At 40.1% G+C, this 12,494-nt stretch carries 14 protein-coding genes, 2 rRNA genes and 1 riboswitch; all 16 genes read right to left on the reverse strand.

The genetic code is table 11. The features are described from left to right. Positions 1-129 precede the first annotated feature (129 nt). Entirely contained in the window at positions 130-1,545 is a 1,416-nt protein-coding gene (gene purF / locus ACFFIX_RS17560; protein WP_378936273.1) for an amidophosphoribosyltransferase, read from the reverse strand. After that, on the reverse strand, positions 1,521-3,752 hold the full coding sequence (gene purL, locus ACFFIX_RS17565; protein WP_378936275.1) for a phosphoribosylformylglycinamidine synthase subunit PurL: 2,232 nt from the start codon (positions 3,750-3,752) through the stop codon (positions 1,521-1,523). Before purL ends, purF begins: the two co-directional genes overlap by 25 nt. Beyond that, the gene (purQ, locus tag ACFFIX_RS17570) at positions 3,736-4,419 is read right to left on the reverse strand and encodes a phosphoribosylformylglycinamidine synthase subunit PurQ (RefSeq protein ID WP_378936277.1); all 684 of its coding nucleotides are present in this window, start codon (positions 4,417-4,419) and stop codon (positions 3,736-3,738) included. Before purQ ends, purL begins: the two co-directional genes overlap by 17 nt. After that, positions 4,416-4,670 (reverse strand): phosphoribosylformylglycinamidine synthase subunit PurS, encoded by a 255-nt coding sequence (purS, locus tag ACFFIX_RS17575; RefSeq protein ID WP_378936279.1) that lies wholly within the window; start codon positions 4,668-4,670, stop codon positions 4,416-4,418. Before purS ends, purQ begins: the two co-directional genes overlap by 4 nt. Continuing rightward, the gene (gene purC, locus ACFFIX_RS17580; RefSeq protein ID WP_378936310.1) at positions 4,663-5,382 is read right to left on the reverse strand and encodes a phosphoribosylaminoimidazolesuccinocarboxamide synthase; all 720 of its coding nucleotides are present in this window, start codon (positions 5,380-5,382) and stop codon (positions 4,663-4,665) included. Before purC ends, purS begins: the two co-directional genes overlap by 8 nt. Positions 5,383-5,469: 87 nt before the next feature. After that, complete coding sequence (purB, locus tag ACFFIX_RS17585; protein ID WP_378936281.1) at positions 5,470-6,762, reverse strand: adenylosuccinate lyase; 1,293 nt, start codon at positions 6,760-6,762, stop codon at positions 5,470-5,472. After that, positions 6,759-7,940, reverse strand: a complete 1,182-nt coding sequence (purK, locus tag ACFFIX_RS17590; RefSeq protein ID WP_378936282.1) for a 5-(carboxyamino)imidazole ribonucleotide synthase — start codon at positions 7,938-7,940, stop codon at positions 6,759-6,761. The genes purB and purK overlap by 4 nt, the downstream gene beginning before the upstream one ends. After that, a complete protein-coding gene (gene purE / locus ACFFIX_RS17595) occupies positions 7,894-8,382 on the reverse strand; it encodes a 5-(carboxyamino)imidazole ribonucleotide mutase (protein ID WP_378936284.1) in 489 nt (162 codons plus the stop codon). Before purE ends, purK begins: the two co-directional genes overlap by 47 nt. A 125-nt stretch (positions 8,383-8,507) precedes the next feature. After that, a riboswitch (purine riboswitch) is annotated at positions 8,508-8,609 on the reverse strand. A gap of 82 nt (positions 8,610-8,691) precedes the next feature. Then, entirely contained in the window at positions 8,692-8,892 is a 201-nt protein-coding gene (locus tag ACFFIX_RS17600) for an NETI motif-containing protein (protein ID WP_378936286.1), read from the reverse strand. After that, positions 8,889-9,431 (reverse strand): DUF2179 domain-containing protein, encoded by a 543-nt coding sequence (locus tag ACFFIX_RS17605; protein WP_378936288.1) that lies wholly within the window; start codon positions 9,429-9,431, stop codon positions 8,889-8,891. The genes ACFFIX_RS17600 and ACFFIX_RS17605 overlap by 4 nt, the downstream gene beginning before the upstream one ends. 520 nt (positions 9,432-9,951) lie before the next feature. Continuing rightward, complete coding sequence (locus tag ACFFIX_RS17610) at positions 9,952-10,221, reverse strand: integrase core domain-containing protein (protein ID WP_378936290.1); 270 nt, start codon at positions 10,219-10,221, stop codon at positions 9,952-9,954. A gap of 7 nt (positions 10,222-10,228) precedes the next feature. Continuing rightward, entirely contained in the window at positions 10,229-10,513 is a 285-nt protein-coding gene (locus tag ACFFIX_RS17615) for a DDE-type integrase/transposase/recombinase (RefSeq protein WP_378936292.1), read from the reverse strand. A 5-nt stretch (positions 10,514-10,518) separates the two neighbouring features. Continuing rightward, the gene (locus ACFFIX_RS17620) at positions 10,519-10,839 is read right to left on the reverse strand and encodes a helix-turn-helix domain-containing protein (protein WP_378936294.1); all 321 of its coding nucleotides are present in this window, start codon (positions 10,837-10,839) and stop codon (positions 10,519-10,521) included. A gap of 56 nt (positions 10,840-10,895) precedes the next feature. After that, the gene (locus ACFFIX_RS17625; RefSeq protein ID WP_378936296.1) at positions 10,896-11,201 is read right to left on the reverse strand and encodes a helix-turn-helix domain-containing protein; all 306 of its coding nucleotides are present in this window, start codon (positions 11,199-11,201) and stop codon (positions 10,896-10,898) included. 976 nt (positions 11,202-12,177) lie between these two features. Continuing rightward, positions 12,178-12,293, reverse strand: a 5S ribosomal RNA gene (rrf, locus tag ACFFIX_RS17630). 105 nt (positions 12,294-12,398) lie between these two features. Continuing rightward, a 23S ribosomal RNA gene (locus ACFFIX_RS17635) occupies positions 12,399-12,494 on the reverse strand; the annotation flags it as partial.

A 12,494-nucleotide genomic window follows, 5' to 3' on the forward strand; every position in this document is an offset into this window, starting at 1 on the left:
AGAACGCGATTGTGAAACTTCCTGAATGAAGTGATTTTCTTCATTTTGGTTAGTTGAACTTATCGGGTTTTTAGAGTCCGTTTCCCTGTTTTCTACGGACTCTTAAGAACGCGATTCCTTTAAATGTTTTTAATTATGCTTTTCATGTGGAAGCACAGTATCTGCATAAATCTCAGTTGGATAACTACCTGTAAAGCATGCCAAGCATTGACCTCTTTTTTCATCCTCATACGGACGGCCAATGCCTTCGAGTAAGCCTTCCACACTTAAAAATGCTAAGCTATCCGCTCCAATAATTTGACGCATTTCCTCGACTGAATTGGATGAGGCAATAAGTTCTTCATGTGTAGATGTATCAATTCCATAAAAACAAGGATTTTTTATCGGTGGTGAACTTATACGCACATGTACTTCTGTTGCACCTGCTTCGCGAAGCAATGTTACGATTCGCTTGCTTGTCGTACCGCGGACGATTGAGTCATCAACCATGACAACGCGCTTTCCTTCTACCACACCACGTACGGCTGAAAGCTTCATTTTGACACCCTGTTCACGCAATTCTTGTGAGGGTTGAATAAATGTTCGGCCCACATATCGATTTTTAATCAAACCAAGTTCGTACGGAATTCCAGTCAGTTCTGCATAACCGATTGCTGCTGAAATGCTAGAGTCAGGTACTCCTGTAACGACATCTGCATCAATTTCGGATTCGACAGCAAGTCGTTTCCCAAGGTTTTTACGTGCGGTATGAACATTGATTCCATCGATATTGCTATCTGGACGAGAAAAGTAGATATATTCCATGCTACACATCGCACGGTTGATATTCATAGAGAAACGCTCAGATCGAATGCCTTCATCATTGATAATTAAAAGTTCTCCAGGTTGAACATCTCGCTCATATTTTGCGCCAACCACATCAAATGCGCATGTTTCAGATGCAACCACATATGCGTCGCCTAGTAACCCAATTGAAAGTGGACGCAAGCCGTTCGGATCAAGTGCAACCATCATTTCATTTTCCGTCAAAATGACAAATGCATAAGCCCCTTTTAACATTGTTAGAGCATTTTTAATCCCATCTGTTATAGATGAATAGCCGCTTCTTCTGATGAGATGTGCTAATACTTCAGTATCTGATGTTGTTTGAAAAATACTACCTTGATTCTCTAATTGATGCTTGAGTTGATTCGCGTTTACGATATTGCCATTGTGGGCTAACGCCAAGCTGCCACTGTGAGAGCGGAAGAGGAGGGGCTGGACATTTTCGTATCCGCCTCCACCTGCTGTCGCATAGCGTACATGGCCAATTGCAGCTTTTCCTGACATCTCATTTAACTTCCCACCTGCAAAGACCTCACTAATTAAACCTAAGCCCTTCATAGCCGTAAGCTTCTCACCGTCTGTTGTCACAATTCCTGCGCCTTCTTGACCACGGTGCTGAAGGCTGTGCAAACCGTAATACGAGATTTGTGCCGCTTCTTTATGTCCCCAAATTCCAAAAACACCACATTCTTCGTTTAATCCTTTGATTTCAGTAAGCATGGAATCGCTCCTTTCCACGCATCTTGAAGTTCGTTAACCGATGCGTCGACAAGTGTTTCCCGAGTTGTATTTTGAATAATGAGTTGGTTTGTAGCTGTTACTTCACCAATCTTCACAGAAGTACCCACAAGCTCTTCGAATTTTGAGCTATTTTCTTTACTTACTGATACGATAAATCTCGTTTGAGATTCACTGAATAATGCTGTCGTGTTATCTCCTGATAGAGTTACGCTTGCACCTAATCCATTTGTGTTAAAAAGAGATTCTGATAGCGCAACAGCAACTCCACCTTCAGAAACATCATGTGCAGATGCTACTAAATTAGAGCGAATTGCTGAGGAAATCTGTCCAAGCGTGCTCTTCTCAACTTCTAAATCAATGGATGGTGCTTTTCCAAAAATCTTTCCAAATGTAAGCTTTTGAAGCTCACTTCCACCAAATTCCGGCTTCGATTCACCTATTAAATAGATGATATGACCCGCTTCTTTGAAAAATTGTGTTGTAATATAATCTGTATCTTCAATCAATCCAACCATGCCTATTACAGGAGTTGGGTAAATAGCGGTACCGTTTGTTTCGTTATACAGTGATACATTCCCTCCAATAACAGGTGTTTCAAGAGTTCTGCACGCATCACTGATTCCATCTGCAGATTTTTCAATTTGCCAGAAGATTTCAGGTTTCTCTGGATTACCGAAGTTTAAGTTATCTGTAATCGCGAGCGGTGTGGCCCCAGAGCAGACAATATTTCGAGCCGCTTCAGCGACAGCAATTTTCCCACCTACTTCAGGATCTAAATAGATGTAGCGAGAATTACAGTCAGTTGTCATCGCAAGAGCTTTTTTCGTTCCGCGAATACGAACCACGGCTGCGTCAGATCCAGGTGCAACAACTGTATTGGTGCGAACCATATAATCGTATTGATCATACACCCACTCTTTACTTGCAATGGTTGGTTGTTTTAGTAAGTTAACTAGTGTTAGCTTGTAGTCACTAACCTGAATAGGTTCAACTTCCATTGCTTGAAACTCATGATAGTAACTCGGTACCTTCGAAGGCTTATGATAAACAGGTGCATCCTCTGCTAGCGCATCAACTGGTAATTCTGCAACGACCTCGCCATTGTGGAAAAGACGAAGCATTTTGTCGTCTGTTACCTTTCCAACGGCTTTTGCTTCAAGCTGATATTTTTCAAAGAGCTCAACGATTTCTTGCTCTCTCCCGCGCTCAATTACGAGTAGCATTCTCTCCTGAGATTCAGAAAGCATCATCTCATACGCTGTCATACCTTGCTCACGCTGTGGAACTAAGTTTAAGTTCATTTCTATTCCAGATCCAGCTTTACTCGCCATTTCTGCAGCCGAACTGGTTAAACCTGCAGCACCCATATCTTGAATCCCTACTAGGGCATCAGATTTAATAACTTCTAAACAAGCTTCAAGCAAAAGCTTTTCCATAAATGGGTCGCCTACTTGTACAGCAGGGCGCTTTTCATCGGAAGCATCTGTTAACTCCTCAGAAGCAAACGTTGCACCGTGAATTCCATCACGACCTGTTTTGGCACCAACATACATCACTGTATTGCCTACACCTTTAGCTAAACCCTTTTTAATATCCTCATGGTTAATCAGTCCAACACACATTGCATTCACTAACGGATTTCCTTCATAAGAAGCGTCAAATTGGATTTCACCACCAACTGTTGGAATCCCAATGCAGTTACCATATCCAGCGATCCCAGCAACCACTTCTTCAAAAAGATATTTTACACGCGGTGAGGTTAATTCACCAAATCGTAATGAGTTTAAGATAGCAATCGGACGTGCCCCCATTGAAAAAACATCACGGATAATTCCGCCTACACCAGTTGCCGCTCCTTGGTAAGGCTCAATTGCTGATGGGTGATTGTGGCTTTCAATTTTAAAAACAACGGCCTGGTTGTCACCAATGTCAACAATCCCAGCACCTTCTCCAGGACCTTGTAACACTTTCTCACCTGTTACTGGAAACTTCTTTAAAATTGGTTTAGAATTTTTGTAACTACAATGCTCTGACCACATAACTGAAAAGATACCTATCTCTGTGTAGTTAGGTAAGCGACCGAGAATTTTTTCAATGAGTGTAAACTCATAATCACTCACACCCATTTGCTGATACACTTTTTCATCTTTAATAAGTTGTGTAGTTGGTTCAAGAAGTAGTGACATAAGATTCCCTCCAGCTTTTTACGATTGATTGAAATAATTTCAGACCATCTGCGCTGCCAAGAAGCTGATCAACGGCACGTTCAGGATGTGGCATCATGCCAAGTACGTTTCCTTTTTCATTGACAATTCCAGCGATATCAAGCAAGCTACCATTCGGATTATCTTTATACGTGAATACGATTCTGTTATTGTCTTTAAGAGTTTGCAGTGTTTGTTCATCACAGTAATAGTTGCCCTCACCGTGAGCAATTGGGATTGTTAGGTGTTCGCCTTGCTCGTATGCGTTCGTAAACAAGGTTGTATTATTTTCAACCTTTAATTCCAGGGGACGACACATGAATTTTAGTTCTTCGTTACGTCTCATAGCTCCTGGTAGTAACCCTACTTCTAGTAGAATTTGAAAACCGTTACACACACCTAGCACGGGCTTCCCCTGGTTAGCAGCTTTCACAACTTCTTTCATGACATTTGAGAACCTAGCAATTGCTCCTGTGCGCAAGTAATCTCCATATGAAAACCCACCTGGTAGTAAAATGGCGTCAAAATCACTTAAATCTGTTGCATCATGCCAAACATATTCTACTTCTTCACCAAGCTCATCTTTTATTGCATGATACATATCCACATCACAGTTTGAACCTGGAAAAACGATCACTGCAAACTTCACTGTGCAACGACCTCCTCAACCTCATACCTGAAATCTTCAATGACTGTATTGGCAAGTAATTTCTCACACATTTCACGTACAGTTGAATCTATGTCTTTCGCTGTTTTTTCGATCGTTAGCTCCATGTATTTTCCGATGCGAACATCTTGGACTTCTTGATAAGTCATGCTATGAAGAGCATTTTTCACTACACTTCCTTGTGGATCTAGTACGCTTTCTCTTAACGTTACAAATACTTTTACTTTATACATACTGATTTCCCCCTAGTCTTGTTAGAATCTCTTCATACGCATCTGTTAAACTACCTATATCACGACGGAATACATCTTTATCGAATTTTTCATTTGTATTTAAATCCCATAAACGGCATGTATCTGGAGATACCTCATCAGCAAGTAATAATATACCCTCATTTGTTAATCCAAATTCTAACTTAAAATCAATTAGTCTCACTTTAGCTGCTACAAAATGGTTCAATAAAACTTCATTGACCTTAAGAGCCATTTCTTTCATTGTTTCAACTTGGTCAGCCGTTGCAATTTCTAATAATTGCACGTGATCTTCATTGATTAACGGATCTCCAAGCTCATCATCTTTATAGTAAAGCTCGACAATCGGCTTTTTCATTGCGGTGCCTTCTTCAATTCCAAGTCGTTTTGAAAGACTCCCTGCGATTACATTTCGAACAACCACTTCAATCGGAACAATATTTACCTTTTTTACGATTTGCTCAGTTTCTGACACTCTTTGAACGAAATGATTTTCAATACCCTTTGCTTTTAGAGCCTCAAAAATAATAGTAGAGATTTCATTGTTCAAGCGTCCTTTACCTGTGATTTCAGCCTTTTTTTCCCCATTAAAAGCAGTGGCCGAATCTTTATAGGACACAAACAATAGATCTTCTTGATTCGTTTCATATATTCTCTTGGCTTTTCCTTCGTAAAGTAATCCTTGTTTTTCGATGTTCATGAACGGAAGTCCTCCTATAACGGAATTTTAGAAAATTTCATATTAAAAGAGAGGTAACTTCATGTTCACCTCTCTTAACTTTTATAAACCTAGACGATCAAAGATATAGTCTACATTTTTAATATGATAGTTGTAGTCAAAACAATCGTCGATCATTTCGTTTGAAAGACGGTCTGTAATTGCTGATTCTGCTTCTACTATTTGTCGGAAAGCCACTTGCTTTTCCCAAGCTTCCATTGCTTTTGGTTGAACTAAGTCATATGCTTCTTCACGTGTCATGCCAGTGTCAATTAGTGCGAGTAGAACACGTTGTGAGTAAATTAACCCTAGTGTTCTGTCCATGTTACGTTTCATGTTTTCTGGGAAAACCGTTAAGTTTTTCACGATGTTTGCAAAACGATTTAACATATAATTTAATGCAATTGTTGCGTCCGGCAGGATAATCCGTTCTGCTGATGAATGAGATATATCACGTTCATGCCATAGTGGCACGTTTTCATAGGCAGTCATCATATAACCTCTGATCACCCTTGCCATACCAGTCATATTCTCGGATCCAATTGGATTACGTTTATGTGGCATTGCAGACGAACCCTTTTGCCCTTTTGCAAAGAATTCCTCTACTTCTCTTGTTTCACTTTTTTGTAACGCGCGGATTTCAACCGCAAACTTCTCAATGGAAGTTGCAATTAAAGCCAAGGTTCCCATGTATTCTGCATGTCGATCACGTTGAAGTGTTTGCGTCGAAATTGGTGCTGCTTGTAAACCTAGGTTTTCGCAAACGTATTTTTCTACAAAAGGATCGATGTTTGCATATGTGCCTACTGCTCCAGAGATCTTTCCGAATTCTACTCCTGTCGCTGCATGCTTAAAACGATCTAAGTTACGTTTCATCTCTTCATACCAAAGTGCGAGTTTTAACCCAAATGTAGTTGGTTCAGCATGGACACCGTGTGTACGGCCCATCATCACGGTATTTTTGTGTTCTTGAGCTTTATTTTTTAGAATAGCTATGAAATTTTCAATATCTTTTAAAAGTATGTCATTTGCCTGCTTCAAAACGTATGAAAGTGCTGTATCAACGACATCTGTTGAAGTTAGTCCGTAGTGAACCCATTTCCTTTCATCACCAAGTGTTTCAGAAACAGAACGTGTAAATGCGACAACATCATGGCGTGTTTCTTCTTCTATTTCTTGAATACGGGCAACGTCAAAGGATGCTTTTTCGCGAATAAGTGCTACGTCTTCTTTTGGGATCGCTCCAAGCTCTGCCCATGCTTCACATGCTAATATTTCAACTTCAAGCCACGCTTGAAAGCGATTTTCTTCCGTCCATATTGAACCCATTTCCGGTCTCGTATAACGTTCTATCATTTTGGTACCTCCGTTCGATTATGACCCCATAAAACATTTATTTTCTCTAACAATTCCTCGTGGTTTGATCCGATGAAATTAATATGCCCCATTTTTCTTTTTGGGTTCGCTTCTTTTTTTCCATACAAGTACAGCTTAGCGTTAGCTAGCATGGAAAGATGCTCATTTATCAATTCTAAATTCTCCCCTAATACGTTAACCATAATCCCCTTTTGAATCATTGTCGTTCGACCTAACGGTAGATTACATATAGCCCTAATCTGTTGCTCGAATTGATCTGTTTCACAAAAATCAAGCGTGTAGTGACCAGAGTTATGTGGTCTAGGTGCTAATTCATTTACGAAAACCTCTCCATCACTGGTTAAAAATAATTCAACGGCCAATGTCCCAATCAAATCAAAGGCATTGGCAAGCTTAGTCGCTTCTTGCTCTGCCTGTAAGATGATTTCATCTGGGACACGAGCAGGTATGATGGTTTGATAGAGAATATTTTCTTTATGAATGTTTTCTGCTACTGGAAATGTCTTAGTTTCTCCATTTCCACTTCGAGTTACGATAACGGAAAGTTCTTTTTCAAAAGAAATCCACTTTTCAAGAATGCAAGTACCATGCTTCAGCAATTCTTTTGCCTGAACTAGATGACTTTCATTTTTAAGAACAGCCTGACCTTTACCATCATAACCACCTCTACATGTTTTTAAGACACATGGAAAGTCTAGCTTTTGAATAGCCTGTACTAATTCCTCTTCATTCTTAACGATTGCATAAGGCGCAACAGTTCCCCCAGCATTCTGGATTGCTTGTTTTTCTGTTTCACGGTCCTGTGTGACGAGTAGCAGTGAACTCTGTTGGGGCAAGTAGGCGTGCTTTTCAAGCCATTTAAGGGCTTGATAATCAATATTTTCAAATTCGTATGTGATAACATCACTAATTTTGGCTAATTCTTTAATTGCATCTAAATCATTGTATTCGGCAGTGATTTCATGATCAGATACTTGGCCACATGGTGAGTTTTTAGTTGGATCTAGGACAGCAACTTGATATCCCATACTTTTAGCCGCAATTGCCATCATTCGACCTAGCTGGCCACCACCGATAATCCCAATCGTCGCTCCTGGATAAATGATTGTATTAGACAAGTTGATCACTGCTTTCCAAAACCTTTGCTCGGAGCTCATTACGTCTATTTTCAAGACGATCAGCTAAACTTTCATCCACTGTCGCCAATATTTCTGCTGCTAACAGTCCAGCATTCGTTGCACCAGCCTTTCCAATTGCAACCGTTGCAACCGGAACCCCTCCAGGCATTTGAACAATGGAGAGCAGAGAGTCCAAACCTTTTAATGCTTTTGATTCAACGGGTACTCCTATTACAGGTAGAGTTGTTTTAGCTGCTACCATACCTGGCAAATGCGCGGCACCACCAGCTCCTGCAACAATGACCTTCAAACCTCTAGAACGCGCTTCTTCTGCATATTGGAACATAAGGTCAGGAGTGCGATGAGCAGAGACGACCTTTTTCTCGTATGGAACATTCAATTCATCTAAGATGTCACAGCAATGCTTCATCGTTTCCCAATCTGAAGTACTTCCCATAATCACTCCAACTTGTGGATTCATTACTGTTCCTCCCTTTTCTTGTTAATATAAAATGAGAAAAGCCCAGAAATGTAGACTTTCTCAAAAATACAGAGAAAGCAATACATTCTGGGCATGGATGTACCATTTATGTAATCCAGCGTCAGGATACGTATACTTTCCCTCATAGTCCTGTGATTTACGGTCACTGGGTAGAAACTTCTGGGCCATATCCCCAACATTATATGAGGTGAAACGTTTTATTTACTTGTTCATCTTATCAGTCAATCCTCGTCACTGTCAATGACAAAATCTGAACAATACATATTAATATGCAGCTATCGTTCGCCTTTATAGTAGTTTCCCTTCAAAAATAATCTTTCTTCCACAAGGTACCACTTCAATTTGGTCATCATGTTGTCTTTCAGTAAAGATTGGTTCTTCCATTCTGCGAACAGGCATATACCCTTGTGCTTGCATTCTATTTAAACAATCATCAATCGTTTCATTTTCTTCCACGGTAAACTTTTGCTTTTTCGGCTTAGTTGTCATATGTTAAGACGCCCCTTCCGAACTGCTTTTACCCAAAATCCACCATGGATTGTCTTAGGTTCATACGCAATAATAAATGCCTTAGGATCGAGCTCCTTTATGGCTTGATAAAGCCTAAGCTCGTATTTTCTAGGAGTTAAGATCTGCATGGACAACCGATCACCCTCAAGGCCATTTGCCATCCAATTTGTAACACCATACCCTTTGTCTCTTATTTGCTTAGGCAAATCCTTATCACACTCTGTTGAAATAACATTGACTGTAATATATCCAAGAGCAAGCTTTTCCTCAATCTTCATTCCGACAATTACACCTATTCCATAACCAACAGCATATGCAATCAAATTTTGAATTTCATTTAAATTATCGAGAACTAACCCAAGACCCACCACATAAATAACAACTTCAAATATACTAATAAATGCAGCTGAATAACGTCGCCCCTTCAAAGTTAAAATCATCCGTATTGTAAATAAAGAAACATAAACAATATTAATTAGTAAAATAATTAGTACCATTATGAAGCTGTTTTCAAGCAACTAAACTCCTCCTTAAAACTCTTTTGAAACAGATCATATTTTACTAAAGTTTCCCGAACGTTACAATGGTACATTCTTATTGTTTTATAAAAAGATATTTGTATGCGGGGAAATTGAGCGATTGGGAATTGTGCTCGAGATCAGGGTTTGTATTTTTTTATTATTTCATTGATTTCGTGTGAGAGCTGGGCGTTCTGAGGACAGTTGGGTGATCTGAGGACAGTTGGGCATTATCTTCGATTTTGTTAGGTGATCTTGGTGAAAAGTTTGGGCATCCTCTTCAATTTCTGGGTGATAGCTAGACTATGTTAAAAAAAGCCCCCTTTTCGAAGAGGAACGATGATTTTTCTCTTTAGATATTCAATTTGTTACCCCAATCGTGACTTTTCTATGGCTAAACATTAAGGGGCATTTTCACCGGCTTGGCCCCCTTAATTTAGACACATACTATCTTTTCCTTTGTTGTTCTTAGTTTTTCATTTTCCCCTTCTTTATTTGGAGAGAAGGGAGAAATGAATGCTTATAAACTAACTGCCATTTCTTCTGGGTAGCCTTTATCCTTGTATAGCTCGTGGAATTGGACAGGAGAAAGATAATCTAGGCTGCCATGATATCTCCGTTTATTATAAAAGTCTATAAATTTATCAACGTGATAGTAGGCATCATCAAAACATTCAAAGCTGTTTTGTTGATAACATTCACGTTCAAGAATACTGTGGAAGGATTCGATAAAGGCATTTAAATTTGGAGACTTTGGCGGAATCCGTTCATGATAAATTTTTTGATGCACACAAAACTTACCAAATGCATGACTTAGGTCCGTTATCGGATCTTACAATGATGCTTGTTTCATCTTCCTGCTGTGGAATGTGCACATTTCGCCTAAGTAGAGCCTCTAGAAGCATAGATGTAATATCTTTTGCTTGACACGTTGAACCACGATAGTAGCCAACGATACACCGATCAAATACGTCGATGGCACTTGCCAAAAAGAAGAAGCGACCACTACCTTCTATCGATCCATCTTTAATATCCACTTGCCATAATTGATTAGGCCGTGTAATTACATGTTGTTTAGCCAATTTTCTTAGGTAAAAGAAATAGTTTTTCGCTTAGGTAATAGAATATTCAGCTCATCACAAAGACGGTAGACCTTTTTTGGACTAATTATAAGCTGATGTTCTATTCTCAGATAATTAGTCAGCTTACGATACCCATACATTCCTTCCTCGCCTTCTACAGCTTCCATCAGAAACTCCTCAATTTGTTCATCAGGAACTTGAATTCCTGGCTTAGTAACAGAGTAGCCAGGCATAGGACGACCTCTTTTAATCGAATCATTTTCTTCTGTTTCAGCGGTTTGATGGTAATAATACAACGATCGGTTCACCTCCAATATTTCCGCCATTTTCTTCAAAGGAAATCCTTCAGCTGCCCAAACTTTTAATAGTTCGATTCGCTCCCTTATCGAGGGTTGTCTTTTTTTAAAAGGTTCTTCAACAGTGCCACTTCGAGTTCTTTCTCCCCAAGCAGCTTCATCGCTACTTCGTATTTATCCATCAGTTCATCTTTGGAAGGGTGTTCAGATAAGGTAGTCGTACCATCCTGCTCCATAACCTCTCGTATTTCATCTTCATACACTTTTACCCAACTCCTTAGAGTATCGCGTGTAATACCGGCTTTGCGAGCAATAGAAGAGAGGTTTCCAGTCTCTAATGCCATACGCACATATTTCTTTTTGACATCCTCAATCACTTCAATTTTCTTCATTGGTCGTGCCCCCATTTTATCCATTCAGATCCTATTAATAGTTTACTTTTTTACTAGTTTCGTGTCCAAATGATTAAGGGGGCTAAAAAGATTTTTATTGTTTTATCTTCGAAAATGGCCATTTTATCTACGGAATTTCCAGTTTATCTACGATTCGATAAATTAGCATCTTTTTCGACAGCTCTAAAAACGTATTCTAAACCTTCTAGCTCTTGAAAATACTGTGTCTATTGCCTAAAACGCCAGCATACCCGCTAACTTCTTTTCACATTTCTCAGCAACACCCTACTCTCACAGGACTTGTACATGGACTGCTGACTCCTATGTTGTGTTGTGCACAGGGGCCCAAGCTTGCGATAGCTTTGAATCCATGTCAGCACGTTCGGATCCTCATGCCAATACCGCACACTCCAGTGTCTTCCTTCTCTTCGCTTTCTTACCTGCACATGGACGTGCAACTTCTACGTTGCCACAGGACGTGGCGCTCTTAGTAGAAGTTCCTTTACTCACTTCTCCCAAGCCTCCGGGCTAGTAGGTGTATATAGTTTTCAATTATTGTTCTTTCTGATCATACCTGCTGAACACCAATAACCTTCATTTTTTAAAACACAAAAAAAGCTAGCATCTCTGCTAACTCCTTTTCATCTTGCCCGGCAATGTCCTACTCTCACAGGGGGAGACCCCCAACTACCATCGGCGCTGAGAGCTTAACTTCCGTGCTCGGATGTCGGCTTGCGATAAGCTTCAAATCTCTGCGTCAGCTCGTTCACTCAGATCCTCATGTGCCAAACCCGCACACTCCGGTCTTCTTTCTCTTCGCTTCCTTGATCTTTTCGCTTCTCTCAAGCCTCGGGGATAGTAGTTGTATATGGTTATCAATTAAGATTCTTACAAATTATTCTTATTCAACACCAAGAACCTTCAGTTTTTAAACACAAAAAAAAGCCAGCATCTCTGCTAACTCTTTTTCCTCTTTGCCCGGCAATGTCCTACTCTCACAGGGGGAGACCCCCAACTACCATCGGCGCTGAAGAGCTTAACTTCCGTGTTCGGGATGGGAACGGGTGTGACCTCTTCGCCATCATCACCAGACAATGAGCTATACGTGTAACTCCGAAGAGTTACATTTGAAAGAATATGTTCTCTCAAAACTAGATAACAGGTTAAACAGAATTCACACGACTAACGTAATAATAAATGGTTAAGTCCTCGATCGATTAGTATCTGTCAGCTACACATGTCGCCACGCTTCCACCTCAGACCTATCAACCTGATCATCTTTCAGGGATCTTA

Source organism: Metabacillus herbersteinensis (assembly GCF_042433335.1).
GTDB classification, from domain to species: domain Bacteria; phylum Bacillota; class Bacilli; order Bacillales; family Bacillaceae; genus Metabacillus; species Metabacillus herbersteinensis.

Bases quoted from the DNA above. Each gene is read 5' to 3' on its own strand.
- purF (WP_378936273.1), bottom strand. From the start codon at position 1,545: ATGCTTACTGAAATCAAAGGATTAAACGAAGAATGTGGTGTTTTTGGA.
- purL (WP_378936275.1), bottom strand. From the start codon at position 3,752: ATGTCACTACTTCTTGAACCAACTACACAACTTATTAAAGATGAAAAA.
- purS (WP_378936279.1), bottom strand. From the start codon at position 4,670: ATGTATAAAGTAAAAGTATTTGTAACGTTAAGAGAAAGCGTACTAGAT.
- purB (WP_378936281.1), bottom strand. From the start codon at position 6,762: ATGATAGAACGTTATACGAGACCGGAAATGGGTTCAATATGGACGGAA.
- purK (WP_378936282.1), bottom strand. From the start codon at position 7,940: ATGAGCTCCGAGCAAAGGTTTTGGAAAGCAGTGATCAACTTGTCTAAT.
- purE (WP_378936284.1), bottom strand. From the start codon at position 8,382: ATGAATCCACAAGTTGGAGTGATTATGGGAAGTACTTCAGATTGGGAA.
- ACFFIX_RS17600 (WP_378936286.1), bottom strand. From the start codon at position 8,892: ATGACAACTAAGCCGAAAAAGCAAAAGTTTACCGTGGAAGAAAATGAA.
- ACFFIX_RS17620 (WP_378936294.1), bottom strand. From the start codon at position 10,839: ATGGCGGAAATATTGGAGGTGAACCGATCGTTGTATTATTACCATCAA.
- ACFFIX_RS17625 (WP_378936296.1), bottom strand. From the start codon at position 11,201: ATGAAGAAAATTGAAGTGATTGAGGATGTCAAAAAGAAATATGTGCGT.